This is a genomic window from Aestuariicoccus sp. MJ-SS9 (assembly GCF_032586235.1).
Lineage (GTDB): Bacteria > Pseudomonadota > Alphaproteobacteria > Rhodobacterales > Rhodobacteraceae > Aestuariicoccus.
Genome location: NZ_JAWHTD010000005.1, coordinates 89,924 through 107,690 on the forward strand (window position 1 = coordinate 89,924; position 17,767 = coordinate 107,690).

11 protein-coding genes are annotated in these 17,767 nt (G+C 67.4%); 10 read left to right on the forward strand and 1 reads right to left on the reverse strand.

Translation table 11 applies throughout. From position 1 onward, the window contains the following. Positions 1-38: 38 nt before the first annotated feature. Genes RXV88_RS05640 through pbpC form a run of 3 tightly spaced genes read left to right on the forward strand, consistent with a single transcriptional unit; the run spans position 39 to position 8,039 of the window. Complete coding sequence (locus RXV88_RS05640) at positions 39-5,468, forward strand: alpha-2-macroglobulin family protein (protein WP_316291128.1); 5,430 nt, start codon at positions 39-41, stop codon at positions 5,466-5,468. Continuing rightward, positions 5,465-6,025, forward strand: a complete 561-nt coding sequence (locus tag RXV88_RS05645) for a putative glycolipid-binding domain-containing protein (protein ID WP_316291129.1) — start codon at positions 5,465-5,467, stop codon at positions 6,023-6,025. Before RXV88_RS05640 ends, RXV88_RS05645 begins: the two co-directional genes overlap by 4 nt. Continuing rightward, the gene (gene pbpC, locus RXV88_RS05650) at positions 6,015-8,039 is read left to right on the forward strand and encodes a penicillin-binding protein 1C (protein WP_316291130.1); all 2,025 of its coding nucleotides are present in this window, start codon (positions 6,015-6,017) and stop codon (positions 8,037-8,039) included. The genes RXV88_RS05645 and pbpC overlap by 11 nt, the downstream gene beginning before the upstream one ends. Here pbpC and RXV88_RS05655 read toward each other — a convergent pair. Continuing rightward, complete coding sequence (locus RXV88_RS05655; protein WP_316291131.1) at positions 8,036-8,953, reverse strand: ABC transporter ATP-binding protein; 918 nt, start codon at positions 8,951-8,953, stop codon at positions 8,036-8,038. The two genes, pbpC and RXV88_RS05655, sit on opposite strands and share 4 nt — an antisense overlap. Positions 8,954-9,029: 76 nt before the next feature. Here RXV88_RS05655 and RXV88_RS05660 point away from each other — a divergent pair, with 76 nt between their 5' ends. The 7 genes from RXV88_RS05660 (at position 9,030) to RXV88_RS05690 (ending at position 17,763) form a co-directional block, all read left to right on the forward strand. Further along, positions 9,030-9,209 (forward strand): zinc-finger domain-containing protein, encoded by a 180-nt coding sequence (locus RXV88_RS05660; RefSeq protein WP_316291132.1) that lies wholly within the window; start codon positions 9,030-9,032, stop codon positions 9,207-9,209. Positions 9,210-9,303: 94 nt separating this feature from the next. Beyond that, entirely contained in the window at positions 9,304-12,126 is a 2,823-nt protein-coding gene (gene polA, locus RXV88_RS05665) for a DNA polymerase I (RefSeq protein ID WP_316291133.1), read from the forward strand. A gap of 29 nt (positions 12,127-12,155) precedes the next feature. Continuing rightward, a complete protein-coding gene (locus RXV88_RS05670; RefSeq protein ID WP_316291134.1) occupies positions 12,156-12,569 on the forward strand; it encodes a GFA family protein in 414 nt (137 codons plus the stop codon). A 317-nt stretch (positions 12,570-12,886) separates the two neighbouring features. Then, the gene (locus RXV88_RS05675) at positions 12,887-13,582 is read left to right on the forward strand and encodes a hypothetical protein (RefSeq protein WP_316291135.1); all 696 of its coding nucleotides are present in this window, start codon (positions 12,887-12,889) and stop codon (positions 13,580-13,582) included. Continuing rightward, the gene (locus RXV88_RS05680) at positions 13,569-14,597 is read left to right on the forward strand and encodes a hypothetical protein (RefSeq protein WP_316291136.1); all 1,029 of its coding nucleotides are present in this window, start codon (positions 13,569-13,571) and stop codon (positions 14,595-14,597) included. The genes RXV88_RS05675 and RXV88_RS05680 overlap by 14 nt, the downstream gene beginning before the upstream one ends. 6 nt (positions 14,598-14,603) lie before the next feature. Beyond that, positions 14,604-16,280 (forward strand): peroxidase, encoded by a 1,677-nt coding sequence (locus tag RXV88_RS05685; RefSeq protein ID WP_316291137.1) that lies wholly within the window; start codon positions 14,604-14,606, stop codon positions 16,278-16,280. A gap of 124 nt (positions 16,281-16,404) precedes the next feature. Beyond that, positions 16,405-17,763: a cytochrome P450 gene (locus RXV88_RS05690; protein WP_316291138.1), complete on the forward strand. Its 1,359-nt coding sequence runs from the start codon at positions 16,405-16,407 to the stop codon at positions 17,761-17,763. Positions 17,764-17,767: the final 4 nt, after the last annotated feature.

Here is a 17,767-nt window from a genome sequence, read left to right on the forward strand (position 1 = left end):
GCGTGTCACCATGAGGGTATTCATCGCCGGAGGTTTTCATGCGCCCGATTGTTTTCGCCCTCTTGTCGCTGCTGCTGTCCGCCCTTCCCGCAATCGCGCAGGACCCGGTGCCCGACCGGCGGCTGATCGTCACCCGCGACGTGGATTTCTACGGCGCCGATCTGCAGGCGCTCTTCGACACCGACCTGCAATCGTGCCAGACGGTTTGTCTGGCCAATCCGGCCTGCCGGGCGTTTACCTTCAACAGCCGCTCGAACGCCTGTTTCCCCAAGAGCGACATCACCGACCGCCAGCCCTATGAGGGCGCGGTGTCGGCGCAGGTGGTGCAGACCGCGCCGTCGGTCCTGGCGGCGGCGCGCGACCGCGCGGCCGAGCTGGGCTTTCTGCGCGGCGGCGATCTGAACGCGGCGCTGAAACAGACGCGCGAGCTGGCGGTGCGTCATGGCGGCGGCGAGTGGAGCGTGCAGGCGCTGCTCGATGCCGCGCTGGACAGCCAGCGGCAGAACAATCTGCGCGACGCGGTGCACTGGACCGGGGCCGCGACGGCGCAGAGCGACGATTCCGACCACTGGCTGCAATATGCGCGGCTGTCTCTGGACCATGCCCAGGCGCTACGCGGCAACGACCAGCGCAGTTACCATGGGCGTGCCCTGTCGGCGGCGGTCAACGCCTATCTGCGCGCGGGGTCCGCGCCGCAGCGCGTGACGATCCTGCTGACCCTGTCCGAGGCGCTGGAACAAAACGGTCGCGGGCGCGACATGATCCCGGCGCTGCGGCTGGCCGAAACGCTGGGACCGCGCGCGGATGTGACCGCGGCGCTGGACGACGCCATCGGCAAATACGGCTTTCGCATCACCGGGCACGAGGTCACCTCGGACAGCGCCGATCCGCGCATCTGCGCGGAATTCTCCGACCCGCTGATCCGCGCCGGGCAGGACTACACGCCCTTCGTGCGCCTGCCCGATCCGCGCCTCGCGGTCGAGGCCGACGACACCCGGATCTGCGTCTCGGGTCTGATCCACGGCGAGCGCTATACGCTGACCTTCCGTTCGGGCCTGCCGGCGGAGAGCGGCAATGAGCTGGTGCGCGACGTGCCGATCATCGCCTATGTCCGCGACCGGTCGCCCGCCGTGACCTTCCCGGGCCGCGCCTATGTGCTGCCGCGCAGCGCCGATGCGGGGCTGCCGGTCGAGACGGTGAACCTCGACACACTGGATCTGACGCTGCTGCGGGTGTCGGACCGCAACCTGATCCGCGCCATGCAGGACAGCTATTTCGGTCAGCCGCTGTCGGCCTATGCGCTGGATTACGTCGGCGAACAGCTGGCCGAAGAAGTCTGGACAGGTACGGGCGAGGTCGAAAACCGGCTGAACGCCGATGTGACGACGCGCCTGCCCATCGGCGAGGTGGTCGGCGATCTTGAACCGGGGATCTATGCGCTGACGGCCGCGGTGCCGGGGGGCGATCCTTATGACGATCCGGGCGCGACGCAGTGGTTCGTGCTGTCCGACATCGGGCTGAGCACACTGCTGGGCAACGACGGGCTGACCGTGGTGGCGCGCGGTCTGTCGGATGCCGAACCGCTGGACGGGCTGAACGTGCAGCTGGTGTCGCGTGCCAACCGGGTGCTGGCCGAGGCCAAGACCGACGCCACCGGGGTCGCGACCTTCGCGCCCGGCCTTGTCCGGGGCACCGGCGGCGCGGCACCCGCGCTGGTGATGGCCGCGCGGGGCGAGGACGACATCGCCTTCCTGTCGCTGACCGATCCCGCCTTCGATCTGTCGGACCGCGGCGTCGCGGGGCGTGAACCCTCGGGGCCGGTCGATGCTTTCCTGGCCACAGACCGTGGCGCCTATCGCGCGGGCGAGACGATCCACGCCACGGCGCTGCTGCGCGACGCGGGGATCCGCGCCATCGACGGCGTGCCGGTGACCGCCATCCTGACCCGCCCGGACGGGGTCGAGCACAGCCGCCATGTGTCGTCGGGCGGCGTGGCCGGTGGCCATGTCTTCGCCCTGCCGCTGGCACCTTCGGTGCCGCGCGGCACCTGGCAGTTGGCGGTCTATGCCGATCCCGACGCCGAGGCGCTCGCCAGCGAGACCCTGCTGGTCGAGGATTTCGTGCCGGAAAAGATCGACTTTGACCTGAGCCTGCCCGAAGGCCCCATCGACCCGCTGTCGCCGCCTCTGCTGGAGGTTTCGGCGCGGTATCTCTTTGGCGCGCCCGGGGCCGATCTGCCGATCGAGGGCGAGGTGACCCTGACCCCGCTCGACCGGCTGGAGGCGCTGCCGGGCTACCGTTTTGGCCGCCACGACAAACGGGCCGAGACGCGCTATCAAGGCTTCCCGCCGGACCTGCGCACCGATGCGCAGGGCCGCGCCAGCCTGGCGCTGCCGCTGGGCGATGCGGGGCTCGAGGGCCAGCCGGTCGAGGCGCGCATGACCCTGCGGCTTTCCGAAGGATCGGGCCGCCCGGTAGAGCGCAGCATCGCCCGCCCCGTGGCCCCCGGCGGGCCGATGATCGGCATCCGGCCGGAATTCGACGACACCCTGCCCGAAGGGGCCGAGGCGCGGTTCCTGGTGCAGGCTTTGGGGCCCGATCTGACGCCAACCCCGATGACCGTGTCATGGCAGATCAACCGCGTGAACACGCGCTATCAATGGTATCAGATCTGGGGCAACTGGAACTGGGAACCGGTCACCACCCGCACCACAATCGCGCGCGGCACCGCCACGCTGGGGGCCGACCCGATGGCGCTGGCGGCGGATGTGACCTGGGGCCAGTACGAGCTGGTGGTGGAGCAGACGGACGGGCTCTACGTCGCCGCTTCGGTCGGCTTTGACGCGGGATGGTACGCGCCCGCCAACGCCACCCTCACCCCCGACACGCTGGAACTGTCGCTCGACCGCGAAAGCTATGCCCCCGGCGACACCGCGCGCCTGCGGATCGTGCCGCGCTATGCGGGCAAGGCGGTGGTCAGCGTGCTGGCGGACCGGGTGATCGCCATGCAGACGGTCGAGGTCGGCGAGGGCGAAAACCTGATCAACCTGCCGGTGACCGATGATTGGGGGGCGGGTGTCTATGTCACCGCGCAGGTGATCCGGCCGATGGATGTCAGCGCCGGGCAGAACCCGGCGCGGGCGCTCGGCCTCGCCCATGCCGCCATCGCCCCGGGCGCGCGGCTGCTCGACGTGGCGTTCGACGCGCCCGCCGAGGCTGCACCGCGCGAAACCCTGCACGCAGCGGTCACGGTCGCGGGCGCGGCCGAGGGCGAAACCGCCTATGTCACCGTCGCGGCGGTCGATCTGGGCATCCTCAACCTGACCGGGTTCCAGAGCCCCGATCCCGCCGGGCATTACTTCGGCCAGCGCCGGCTGGGCGTCGAGATGCGCGACATCTACGGCCGTCTGATCGACGGGCTGAACGGCGCGATGGGACAGATCCGGTCGGGCGGCGACGCCTCGGCGCAGATGCGCCTGCAAAGCCCGCCGCCGACCGAGGAGCTGGTCGCCTTTTTCACAGGCCCCGTCACCGTCGGCCCGGATGGTCGCGCAGAGGTCGCCTTTGACATGCCCGATTTCAACGGCACGGTGCGGATGATGGCGATCGCCTGGACCGCTGGCGCGGTCGGGCAGGCCGAAACCGACGTTCTGGTCCGCGATCCCGTGGTCATCAGCGCGGCGCTGCCGCGCTTCCTCGCACCCGGAGACGACAGCCGCCTGCTGCTGGAAATCACCCATGCTACCGGTCCGACCGGGCGCATGGGCCTTGACGTGGTGGCCGAGGGCGTCCGCCTCGACACCGCCGCGATCCCCTCGGGGCTTGATCTGGCAAGCGGCGAGACCGCGCGCCTGCGCATCCCGCTGCGCGCCGAGGATGTGGGAGATCACAGCATCCGCGTCGCCCTGACCACGCCGGACGGGCGGCAGCTGACCAAGGCGCTGACACTGGGCGTGCGCGCCAATGACCCGGCGACCAGCGCCACGCGGCGCTTTTCGCTGGCCCCGGGTCAGACCTTCACGCTGGACCGCAACGTGCTGGCGGGCTTCCGCCCGGGCGGCAGCGCGGTGATGGTGTCGGCCGGGCCGCTGGCGCGGTTCGATGCGCCGGGCTTGCTCGGCGCGCTCGACCGCTATCCTTACGGCTGCACCGAACAGGTGACGTCGCAGGCGATGCCGCTGCTCTATCTCAGCGCGATTGCCGAACCGTTGGGGCTGGGCAATCAGGCGCGGATCGACACCCGGATCGCGCAGGCGATCACGCGCATCCTGACGCGGCAATCGGGCAATGGCAGCTTTGGCCTCTGGTCCGCCGGATCGGGGGATTTCTGGCTGGCCGCCTATGTCACCGACTTCCTCAGCCGCGCGCGGGCGCAGGGCCATGAGGTCAGCGACCTGGCGTTTCAGAGCGCGCTGGACAATCTGGCCAACAGCGTCGCCTACGCCGCCGATTTCGACGATGGCGGCGAGGATATCGCCTATGCGCTGATGGTGCTGGCCCGCGAGGGGCGCGCGGCGATGGGCGATCTGCGCTACTACGCCGACGAAAAGCACGACGCCTTCGGCTCGGCCCTGGCGGTGGCACAGCTGGGCGCGGCGCTGGCCAGCTACGGCGACCAGATGCGCGCCGACCGGATGTTCGCGCAGGCCGCCCGGATGATCGCGGCAGAGGACGACGCCACGCGGGTCTGGCGCGCCGATTACGGCAGCACCCTGCGCGACGCCGCGGGCCTGCTGTCGCTGGCCGTCGAGGCGCGGAGCGAGGCGGTCGACCGCGGCGCGCTGAGCGCGCGGATCGGCGCGGCGAACCGGCCCCTGTCGACGCAAGAACAATCCTGGGCGCTGCTTGCGGCGCACGCCATGGTGCGCGATCCGGCGGTGTCGGGGCTTGCGGTCGATGGCGTGCCGGTCACCGGCCCCTTCGTGCGGCGGATCGACGGGGCCGATCTGGCGCCGATGCGGATCGCCAATACTGCCGACACCCCGACCGACATCACCCTGACCACGCTCGGCGTGCCCGAGGGCGCGACCGAGGCGGGCGGCTATGGCTATGCCATCGAGCGGGCCTATTACACGATGGAGGGCGATCCGGCGGAGGGCGAGATCGCGGCGGGCGACCGTCTGGTTGCGGTGCTGACCGTGCGCCCGGCCGAGGATATCCGCGCCCGGTTGATCGTGAACGACCCGCTGCCCGCCGGGTTCGAGATCGACAACCCCAACCTTTTGCGTGCCGGGGACATCCGCGCGCTCGACTGGCTCGACCCGGCCGAGACCGAATATGCCGAGTTCCGCAGCGACCGTTTTTTGGCGGCGGTGAACCAGTCGGGCGACGACACCATCCGCCTGGCCTATATCGTCCGCGCGGTCAGCCCCGGCAGCTATCACCACCCCGCGGCTCTGGTCGAGGACATGTACCGCCCCGAGTACCGCGCCACCACGGCCTCGGGCCGGCTGACGGTGGCCCAATGAGCGGGACCACGGTCGCCAAGGTCCACTGGCGTGCGCTCGACCGGGATGGCGAGGATACCTGCCGTCTGTGCCATATGGACGACGGCTGGATGCTGGTCGGTCATGCGCGGTTCCGGTCGGAGCGCGGCTGGTCGGCGCTGGATTACGTGGTGCGCTGCGGCGCGGACTGGCTGACGCAAAGCGCCGATGTCACCGGCGTGCATAATGGTGCCAACGTCGCCCTGCGCTTTCTGCGCACGGGCGAGATGTGGACGCTGGGCGATCTGCCGCGCCCCGAGCTGCGGGGCGCCAGCGATATCGACTTCGGCTTCAGCCCGGCGACCAACCTGATGCCGGTGCGCCGCCTGCCCGAGGTCGGGCGGATCGACACCAAAGCCGTCTGGCTGCGCGACCCGGCCAAGCCTCCCGAAACGCTCGACCAGAGCTATACCCGCGAACGCGGCGGGCTGGTGCGTTATCACGCCGAACAGACCGGTTTCACCGCGCTTCTGAGCCTTGACGACCACGGGTTCGTTCTGGCGTACCCCGGCCTCTGGGAGCAGGACAATGCGCCCTGACCGCTGGCTGATCCTGGGCGTTGCGCTGCTGTGGTCAGTGGCGCTGGCGCGGGACGGGATCGACCGCTGGGCCGCGGCGACCGAACTGCCGGTGCTGGTGCATGCCACCGCGCCCGAGGTCCGCGACCGCAACGGCACGCTGCTGCGCGCCTATACCGTGGACGACGGCATCTGGCGGCTGGCGGTCAGCGTCGATCGGGTCGACGCCGGGTATATCCGGATGCTGACCGCCTTCGAGGACAAGCGGTTCTACCGCCATTCGGGCGTCGATCCGTTGGCGATGGCGCGGGCGGTGGGGCAGGCGGTCTGGCACGGGCGGGTGGTGTCGGGCGGCTCGACCCTGACGATGCAGGTGGCCCGGCTGCTCGAGGACAGCGGCACCGGGCGCTGGCCTGGCAAGCTGCGGCAGATCCGGGTCGCGCTGGCGCTGGAGCGGCGGCTGGACAAGGACGCGATCCTGTCGCTCTATCTGCATCTTGCGCCTTTCGGCGGCAATATCGAGGGCGTGCGCGCGGCCTCTCTGGCCTGGTTCGGCAAAGAGCCGCGCCGCCTGACGCCCGGCGAGGCGGCCTTGCTGGTGGCCCTGCCGCAATCGCCCGAAACCCGCCGCCCCGACCGCCACCCTCAGGCGGCGCGCGCCGCGCGGGCGCGGGTGCTGAGCCGCATGGCCGAAGCCGGGGTTCTGCCCGCGGGCGACGCGACCGCCGCGCTGCGCGATCCGATCCCTTCGCTGCGCCACGCCGTGCCGCAGCTGGCCCCGCACATGGCCGACCGTGCTGTCGCGCGCGGGCCCGGTCGGCACGATCTGACGCTCGACGCCGACCTGCAAGCCCGGCTGGAGACCTTGGCCCAGAAACACATGACCGGGCGCGATCCGCGCCTGTCGCTGGCGCTGATGGTGGCCGATCACACGACCGGCGAGATCCTCGCCTCGGTCGGGTCGGCGGGCTATGAGAACGGCGCGGCGCAGGGCTTCGTCGACATGACGCGCGCGCTGCGCTCGCCCGGATCGACGCTGAAACCGCTGGTCTACGGGCTCGCCTTCGACCGGGGGCTGGCGCATCCCGAGACGCTGATCCTGGATGCGCCGGTGCAGTTCGGCGGCTATGCTCCGCAAAACTTCGACGGGTCCTATCGCGGCGAGCTGCGCGTAGCGCAGGCGCTGCAATTGTCGCTGAACATCCCCGTGGTGCGGCTGACCGACCGGATGGGCCCCGCGCATCTGATGACCGCTTTGCGCAAATCCGGGGCCGATCCGAAGCTGCCGGCCGGTCAGCCGGGGCTGGCGATGGCCCTGGGCGGCGTCGGCATGACGCTGGAGGATCTCGTCCAGCTTTACGCGGCGCTGGCCCATGACGGCATGGCGCGGCCGCTGATCTGGGATCGTGCCGCCGGGCCCGGCCCCGAGCAACGGCTGCTCAGCCCGCAGGCCGCCTGGCAGGTCGGGCACATCCTTGCGGGCATCGCGCCGCCGCCCGCCGCCGGCCCGCCCGGGCGCGTGGCCTACAAGACCGGCACGTCCTATGGCCACCGCGACGCCTGGGCCATCGGCTATGACGGGCGTTACGTGGCCGGGGTCTGGATCGGGCGGCCGGACGGCACCCCGGTTCCGGGCGCGTTCGGCGCGGATCAGGCCGCGCCGCTGCTCTTCCAGGTGCTGCAGCACAGCCGGACCGTGGCGGAACCCCTGCCCGCCACGCCGCCCGAGACGCTTCTGGTGGGCAACGCCCGGCTGCCCCTGCCCCTGCAACGGTTCGACCGTAGGGAACCTGGCGAGCGCCTGTCGCTGACCTTCCCTCCCGAAGGCGCGCGGCTGGCGCTGTCGGACGCGGGCGTGCCGCTGAAACTGCGCGGCGGCACGCCGCCTTTCACGCTGATGGCGGACGGCGCGGTGCTGGCGACGGGTTTGCGGCGGTCCGAGCTGAACGCCGCGATCACGTCACCCGGATTCACCGCGCTGTCGGTGATCGACGCCGCCGGGCAGGCCGACAGCGTCCGGATCGAGCTGCGTTAGGCCGAACGGGTCAGCGACAGGAACACATCCTGCAAATCGGCCTGTTCGGTGCGCACGTCGCGGATCAGGATACCCGCCTCGCGCACCATCGCCAGAACGTCCTCGGCCCGGGTCTTATGCGCGTGATAGCTGAGCGCCAGCTGCCCGCCGTCGCGGCGCTCAACCGTGATTCCGTCGGCCTGCGGCAGGGTGTCGGGCATTTCTTCGGGCTCGATCACCATAGTCTTGGCGTCGAGCTGGCCCAGTAGATTGGCCGTGCTGTCCTGCGCCACCAGCGCGCCGTGGTTGATGATGGCGATCTCGTCGCACATCTCTTCGGCTTCTTCGAGGTAATGGGTGGTCAGGATGATGGTCATCCCGCGCTCGCGGTTGAGCTTGCGCACGTTGTCCCAGAGCATCTGGCGCAGCTCGATGTCGACCCCCGCGGTCGGTTCGTCGAGCACCAGAACGCGCGGGTGATGCACCAGCGCCTTGCCGAGCAACAGCCGCCGCCGCATCCCGCCCGACAGGGTGCGGGCATAGGCCTCGGCCTTGTCCTCGAGCCCGACCATGCGCAGGATCTCTTCCGAGCGCCTTTGCGATTTCGGCACGCCGTACAGCCCCGCCTGCACCTCGAGCGCGCCGCGCGGGGTGAAGAAAGGGTCGAGGTTCAGCTCTTGCGGCATGACCCCGATCGAGGCGCGCGACTGGCGCGGGTTGACGTCCTGGTCCCAGCCCCAGATCGTCACCCGCCCCTCGGTCTTGACCACCAGCCCGGCCAGAATGTTGATCAGCGTCGACTTGCCTGCGCCGTTCGGGCCCAGCAGCCCGAAGACCGAACCGGCGGGCACAGTCAGATCGACGCCTTTCAGCGCCTCCTTGCCGCCGTCATAGACCTTGCGCAGCCCTTCGATGCGAATGGCGTCGTCTCTCATAGCGATCCCTTGCCCCTGCTCATCGCTTCGCCCATAACGCAGGTAGTGCAACGGAGGCGAAAAGGGAACCGGACCGATGACCACAGAGGCGCCCGAAACGAAGATCGTCGAAAGCTACCGTGTCGCCTGCGACGGCGGGGAAGGCGCGCTGGGACATCCGCGCGTATGGCTGCAGATCCCGCATGAGACCGGGTTCGTGGAATGCCCCTATTGCGACGCGAAATACGTGCACAAGGATTTCGAAGACAAGGCCTGAGCCGCAGCGAGGACGCCCGCAAGGGCGGAGGAGCAGCTCCTCGGTCCCTTGCGGGCCCTCCTCGCCAGGGACCATTAGCGAAGGAACGTCTGCCATGGCTTTCGGCAAAGGCTGCCACCTGCATCTGATCGACGGATCGGCCTTCATCTTCCGCGCCTATCACGCGCTGCCGCCGCTCACCCGCAAATCCGACGGCCTGCCCATCGGCGCCGTCAGCGGCTTTTGCAACATGCTGCAGCGCTATATCGACGGCAATTCCGGCCCCGACGCCCCGACCCATGTCGCCGTGATCTTCGACAAGGGCAGCCACACCTTCCGCAACGACCTTTACGACCAGTACAAGGCCAACCGCGAGGAAATGCCCGAGGACCTGCGCCCGCAGATCCCGCTGACCCGCCGCGCCACGGAGGCCTTCAACATCGCCTGCAAGGAGCTCGAGGGCTTCGAGGCCGACGACATCATCGCCACCCTCTCTTGCCAGGCCCGCGAGGCCGGGGGCCGCGTCACCATCATCAGCTCCGACAAGGACCTGATGCAGCTCGTCGGCGACGGCGTCGTGATGATGGATGCGATGAAATCCAACCGCATCATCGACGTCGAAGGGGTCGAGGAGAAATTCGGCGTCGGGCCGGAACGCGTGGTGGACGTCCAGGCCCTGGCCGGCGATTCCGTCGACAACGTGCCCGGCGCGCCGGGCATCGGCATCAAGACCGCCGCGCTTCTGATAAACGAATACGGCAGCCTCGAGGAATTGCTCGACCGCGCCGAAGAGATCAAGCAGCCCAAGCGCCGCCAGACCCTGATCGACAACCGCGCCCAGATCGAGCTGTCCAAGAAACTGGTCAGCCTCGATTGCGAGACGCCGCTCGATTTCACGCTCGACGATCTGGAGGTCAAGGACCCCGAGCCCGACGCCCTCCTTGGTTTTCTCACCGAGATGGAGTTCCGCACCCTGACCAAGCGCATCTCGGATGCGCTGGGGGTCGAGGCGCCGGCGATTCCCGACACCACGCCCGAAGGCGCCAACCCGCCGGAGGCGGGCGCGCCCGAGGCCCCGCCCATCGACCCGGCCAAGTACGAATGCGTCCGCGATATGGACGCCCTGCAACACTGGATCGCCAAGGCGCATGAACGCGGCTGGATCGCGGTCGACACCGAAACCACCGGTCTCAACGAAATGACCTGCGATCTGGTCGGCATCTCGCTCTGCGTCGATGCGGGCGAGGCCTGTTACATCCCGCTGACCCACAAGGCCGGTGCCGCCGCCAAGGACGACCTCTTTGCCGACAGCGCCGACGACGCGCTGGCCGAGGGGCAAATCCCGCTCGACGACGCCATCGCGGCGCTGAAACCGCTGTTCGAGGACCCGGCGGTGATGAAGATCGGGCAGAACATGAAATACGACGCCAAGGTACTGGCCCGCTACGGCATCGACATCGCGCCCATCGACGACACCATGCTGATGTCCTACGCGATGAACGCGGGCCTGCACGGGCACGGGATGGACACGCTGTCGGAACGTTACCTCAGCCACACGCCGATCCCGATCAAGGAGCTGCTGGGCAGCGGCAAGAGCATGATCACCTTCGACCGCGTGCCTATCGACGACGCGGTGAAATACGCCGCCGAAGACGCCGACATCACCCTGCGGCTGTCACAGCTTTTCAAGCCGCAGCTGCATCGCGCCCATGTCACCCGCGTCTACGAGGGGCTGGAACGCCCGCTGGTGCCGGTGCTGGCGCAGATGGAGCGCAACGGCATCAAGGTCGACCGCGACACGCTCAGCCGCATGTCCAACGCCTTTGCCCAGAAGATGGCCGGGCTCGAGGCCGAGATCCACGAGCTGGCCGGGGAGAAATTCAACGTCGGATCGCCCAAGCAGCTGGGCGAGATCCTGTTCGACAAGATGGGGATCGAGGGCGGCAAGAAAGGCAAGACCGGGGCCTATGCCACCGGCGCGGACGTGCTCGAGGATCTGGCGACCGAACACGAACTCCCCGCCCGCGTGCTGGACTGGCGGCAGCTTTCGAAGCTGAAATCGACCTATACCGACGCCCTGCAAGAGCACATCAACCCCGATACCGGCCGGGTGCATACGTCCTACGTAATCGCCGGGGCCAACACCGGGCGGCTGGCCTCGACCGATCCGAACCTGCAGAACATCCCCGTGCGCACCGAGGAAGGCCGCCGCATCCGCGAGGCCTTTGTCGCCGAAGAGGGCAAGACGCTGGTGTCGCTCGACTATTCCCAGATCGAGCTGCGCATCCTGGCGCATATGGCCGGGATCGACGCGCTGAAACAGGCCTTCCGCGACGGGCAGGACATCCACGCCATGACCGCGTCGGAAATGTTCAACGTGCCGCTCGACGAGATGACGCCGGACGTGCGGCGCAAGGCCAAGGCGATCAACTTTGGTGTGATCTACGGGATCTCGGGCTTTGGCCTGGCACGCAACCTGCGCATCCCGCGCGCCGAGGCGCAGGATTTCATCGACCGCTATTTCGAGCGTTTCCCCGGCATCAAGGCCTATATGGACGACACCACCGCCTTTGCGAAAGACCACAAGCGCGTCGAGACGCTGTTCGGTCGGGTGATCCACACGCCCGAGATCGCCGCCAAGGGCCCGCGCGCGGGCTTTGCCAAGCGCGCCGCGATCAACGCACCCATTCAGGGCACCGCCGCCGACATCATCCGCCGCGCCATGATCCGCATGCCCGCCGCCATCGACGGGCTGCCAGCGAAGATGCTGCTGCAGGTCCACGATGAACTGTTGTTCGAGGTCGAGAACAGCGCGGTCGACGACCTGATCGGCGCGGCCCGCGAGGTGATGGAAGGGGCCGCCGAACCGGTGGTCAAGCTCGACGTGCCGCTGGTTGTCGATGCCGGACAGGGCCGAAACTGGGCCGAGGCGCACTAGACCGGCAGGCGACATCGGGAGGAGACAACATGAAGATCGACGGTACCTGCCACTGCGGCGCGATTGTCTTCGAAGCAGAGCTTGATCCCGAACGCGTCGGCATCTGCCACTGCACCGATTGCCAGGCGCTGTCGGCCTCTGCCTTCCGCACCATCGCGATGGTCCGTGACGAGGATTTCCGGCTGCTGAAGGGCACGCCGCAGGAATACGTCAAGACCGGCGACAGCGGAAACCGCCGCATCCAGGCCTTTTGCGGCACCTGCGGGTCCGGCATCTACGCCACAGGCGTCGGGGACGGACCCAAGCTCTACAACGTCCGGCTGGGCACGGTCCGCCAGCGCCGCGACCTGGTGCCCAGGTTCGAATGCTGGCGGAAATCCGCGCTGAACTGGCAGCCGGCGGTGGAGGGCGCAAGGCTCTTCGACGAAAACCCGCGTTTCTGAGCGGCATTGGCCTGAACCTGGCCGGGTCGCGTTGACCGGCCCCAGATCTGCACATTTTTCAGGCGGCCACGCGGGAGGCATCCGATTGACCACGAGGCCGGCCTTGTGGGCGTCTTCGACCGACCACGCAAAGCCTTGTCATTGCGCGACTTTCTGTTTGCCCGCGTGAAGAGCGAATATCCTTTTACGCACAAATCGATCGTGAATTTCTACCGCTGATAGAATTTTCAATTGACACGCGCCGCTACGCTGCGCTTCCCTAGAGGCAGTTTTTCCCGCCCCCGGGCGATGACGCATTTTCTGCACGAGAGGTTTCGATGTCGAATATCGCTGGCAAGGCCTATGCCATGAATGTGGTGACACCAAGCCACCCCCGGATCACCTGGGTCAATCGGCTGCTCTTTATGGCGTCGCGGGGGCTGCCGAAGAACCTGATGGGGCTTTTGGGCCTGTCGCTGATCCACTTTGCACGGTGGGTCATCATCAAACCCGATCAATGGCCCAATCTGGGCCAGGGCAAGGAGAAGGTGCAGAACGACTACATGCTGTTCTGCTCCAACTTCAACGGCACCTGGGACCAGTATATCGACGCCTTTTCCGACGGCATCCCGAACGGGCTCAACCTCTTTTGGTACTCGGCCACGAAATACCCCGGCTCGATCCCGATCACGCCGTTCAAGAATTACATCACCTACAACCAGATCGGCACCGATTACTATTACAACGCCACCCCCGGCTCGGCCCAGCGCGACGTGAAATCGGCGTTGCAGGTCTATGACGAGGTGCTGGCGCTGACCAAGGCGCATGGCGGATCGGACCCCGAGGGCTTTGCCAAGGCGTTCCGCGCAGCCGTGATCAAGGTGCAGGACGATCTGGGCGATCCGGGCTTTGGTCCCGTGGCCAGCCTCGACACCGAACGCGCCGACGTGAACCGCGAGGAATACGTCAACCGCGCCCAGAAGAAGTTCCAGAAGCTGCGCAGCGCAAAGGGGGCCGACCATGGCGGATCTTGATACAGGGCACATCTTCCTGACCACGCTCGCGCCGATCAAGCAGGGCGTCCCGCCGGACAATTCCGCCGCCTCCTATGAACAGAAGGTGCGCATCGCGCTGGCGCGGCTGCCCACGGCGCAGCAATCGCCGGCAACCGAGGACTCGAAGTTCAACAGCCCCTTCGCGCGCAACCTGCGCAACCACTTCTGCCGTATGTTCGTGCTGAACGACGTGGTCTACAACGGGCGCGACGGCTCGGGCGCGCTGGTCAACACCGTGAAAGGCGTGAACACGATCAACCCGCTGCACGTGGACGAGTTGAAGAACCCCTACCTGGTGTTCTGCGCCGATGTCGACGCCATCACCGAGGACCACGAAAAGCTGCCGACCGATCTGTCGCCCTCGCGCCAGAAGGCGGTGCGCAGCGCTTATGCGCGCGAGCTTTGGGACACGATGGGCGAAGAGCTGGCCGATCTCTACGGCAATTGCGTGGGGTTCGACGACGTCAAGACGGCCGACGATTTCGCCACCTATCTCAATCGGTGCCACGTCGAGACGACGATGCCCTACCACGATTACTACCTCAAGCTGCCGCAGTTCCATATCCTGCCGTTCAAGCCGCTTCTGGCGGCGGTGCTGATCCCGCTGGCGGTCGGGCTGCTGTCGCTGCTTTTGTGGCTCTTCGGGATGAGCACCCTGCCGCTGGTCGGCTGGCCATCGCTGGCGACCGGGCTGATCGCGCTGGTGCTGACGGTTGTGGCCTTCGTCTTTTCGGTGAACTTCGCCATCAAGAACGGCGAAAAACCATTGGCGCCGGGCAAGTACGACGACCTGCCCTCGGTGCTCAAGGCGCTCTACATCCAGCAGAAGTTCGCGGATTTCGTGGTCGACACCCAGGGCAAACCCGATGCCGACCTGCACAACGCGTTCGGCGACTTCCTGGCGCAGCACGCGCCCGCCGACGTCACCGGGCCCCGCCAGAAAGCCGGCGTGATTTCGTCGGCCAAGCCCGAAAACATTCATCAAAAGGCATAAGGCCCCATGACACGCGAGCTGAACCTCACCGACATTCAGGGCAATGTGACGCGCGCCTACGGCCGCTACTCCTTTCCCTTCGCCCGTTATTTCTTTTTCCACATCGAGGACCCGGCCGCCGGTCGCGCCTTTGTCGATGAGGTCCGCAAGAAGGTCACCACAGCCGCCCGCTGGGGCGAGGATCTGCCCCGGCCGGACTGCACCACCAACATCGCCTTCACCTTCATGGGGCTGTGGATGCTGGAACTGCCGGTGCGCACGCTTCAGGGGATGCCGGACGTCTTCGCCGAAGGCATGAAGGCGCGCGCCTTCGTGCTGGGCGACCGCGACCAGACCCAAACCCAGAAAGAGGCGGAAGAGGAAGATTGGGACGCAAAATGGGATCCCCTCTGGCAGGACAACCGAGAGGCGGGATCGGGCGGCAAGAACGACGTGCATCTCTGGGTGTCGCTGAACGCCCAGCTGGCCGAGCCCTTCGGCATGAACCCGCATCCCGAGCTTGAGGAACGCACCAAGTGGCTGATGGGGCTTTGCGACGACAAGGGCGTGCGGCTGCTGGCGCGCAACGGCCCCAAGGGCGACCAGCCCTATCAGGATGCCTCGGCGGTGTTCGACGATCTGGACGGCGCGGTCGTGCCAACGCCGAAAGAGCATTTCGGCTTTACCGACGGCATCGGCAACCCGGTGTTCGAAGGGCAATATCCCAAGGAGGCCGAAAAGGTCGCCGTGATCGGGCGCGGCAAGCGCATGGGCAAGGGGTGGGAGCCTTTGGCGACCGGCGAATTCATCCTCGGCCACCCCGACGAAAGCCAGGAACTGCCGCCCACGTCGATGCCGCCGGAATTCATGCACAACGGCACGTTCTTCGCCTACCGCAAGCTGCACGAAAACGTCGGCAGCTTTAACGAGGTGCTCGAGGAAGAGGCCGAAGCATATGCCGCGACCATGGGCGTCGGCAAGGAGCAGGCGCGCGAAACCCTGATGGCCAGCATGTGCGGCCGCTGGTCCGACGGCGTGCCGATGGCGCTGGTGCCCACCTATGACGAATGGATCAAGTTCGGCCAGGAACGCCGCTTTCGCGGAGAGGGCGTCGAGCCGCTGGAGGGCTACAAGAACCAGCTGACCTATATCGCATCGCCCGAGGCGTCGGATTTCCGCTTTGCCGATGATATGGCCGGGCTGAAATGCCCCGGCGGGGCGCATCTGCGGCGGGTGAACACGCGCGACTACATGGACCCGCTCAACGCCTTCGGCGTCGACCAGAAGACCGGCACGCAGCCCGCCAACAAGAACGCCGCCACGGCGCTGAACAAACGCCGCCGCATCCTGCGGCGGGGCCTGCCCTACGGCGGCCCGGCGTGGGAGGAAAAGACCGACAAGACCGAACAGGGGGTGATCATGATCATCATGGGCACCAGCCTGTTCCGGCAGTTCGAATTCGTGCAGCAGCAGTGGATCCAGTACGGGCTGGATTTTCATCAGGGCAACAACACCTGCCCGCTGCTGGGCAATCACGACCATCACAAACGGCACACGATCCCCGCCGACCCCAGCACCGGCAAGCCGACCTATGTGATGTCAAAGCTCAAGACCTTCGTCGAATGCCGGGGCGGCGATTATTTCTTCGTCCCGTCGATGACCGCGCTGCGGATGATCGCAATGGGGATCGTCGACCCGACCTGACACGCGCGCGACGCAGCCCCGGACCTGATCCGGGGCCTCTTGGCCGGGAGGTCCCGGATCAGGTCCGGGACCGCGTTGCGCAACCGGCGGGCGGCGCGCCCGGAGATTTTGAAGGAGCAAAGGCATGATCGGCCTGATCGGGAATATCTTCACCGCCACCGGCCGCACACTGGCGGTTCTGGGCGAAGGCCTGACGTCGCTGCTGTGGCTGATCGGCAAGGGCGCAGCCATCATTCTGGCCGGGGGCGACCGCAAGGCCGCCCTGCTGGCCTTTGCCCAAAAGGTGCCGACCCAGCGCCGCGTCTTTTCGGTGCTCAGGGCGTTCAAGCCCAACCTCGCCGTCAACCGCGTGGTGATGAAGGCCTATGACAACACCGGCACCGCCGTCGTCACAAGGCGCGAGGATTGCCTCGACCTGCTGCATCGCGACGCGGATTTCGAGGTGGTCTACGGCACCCGGATGCGCAAGCTGACCGAAGGCGAGAACTTCTTTCTCGGGATGCAGCCGGGCTGGGATTACACCCGCGACACCTCGGCCATGCATCTGGCCGCGCGCACCACGGATGTGGCTGAGATCGTCCTGCCCCGCGCTGCCGCGCTCGCCCAGGAAATCGTTGCCGCCAGCGGCGGCAAGATCGACATCGTGCCATCGCTCACGCTCGAGGTGCCCTGGGACATGACCGACCGCTATTTCGGCGTCGGCGGCACCCGCGAGACGATGCAGGACTGGACCACGATACTCTTTTGGTATCTCTTCGAGGACCTGCCCGCCGACCCCGACCTCGACGCCAAGGCGATGAGCTATGCCGCCGCCCTGCGCGGCTATCTCGACAGCGCCATCGCCGAGCGCAAGGGCGCGCCCACCGGTGCGCCCGATCTGCTGAACCGCTGCCTTGCGCTGCAATCGGCGGACACGCCGGGGATGTCCGATTTGGGCATCCGCAACAACCTGCTCGGTCTGCTGATCGGCGCGATCCCGACCATTTCCAAGGCCAGCTGCCTGGCTCTGGACGAGCTTCTCAACCGGCCCGACATGCTCCGCAGCGCACATCGCGCCGCCGTGGAGGGCGACGACGAGAAATTCGCCAATCACATCTGGGAGGCGCTGCGTTTCAACCCGCACAACCCGGTGATCTACCGCCGCGCCGCCCGCGATGCGGTGATCGCGCCCTCGACCCTGCGCGAGCTGCGGGTGAAGAAAGGCCAGATCGTCTTTGCCGCCACCCTGTCGGCGATGTTCGACCGGCACGAGATCGAGGCCCCCGACCAGTTCCGCATCAACCGCCGGTGGGAGGATTACATCATCTGGGGCACCGGCATGCACACCTGTTTCGGCGCGCAGATCAACCGCGCGGTGATCCCGGCGATCCTGAAGCCCCTCATCGCGCAAAAGAACCTGCGCCGCGCCGTCGGACCGGCGGGGCAGATCGACAGCGGCGGCACCCCGCATCCGCAGCATTTCCACCTTGAATTCGACACGTAAGGGC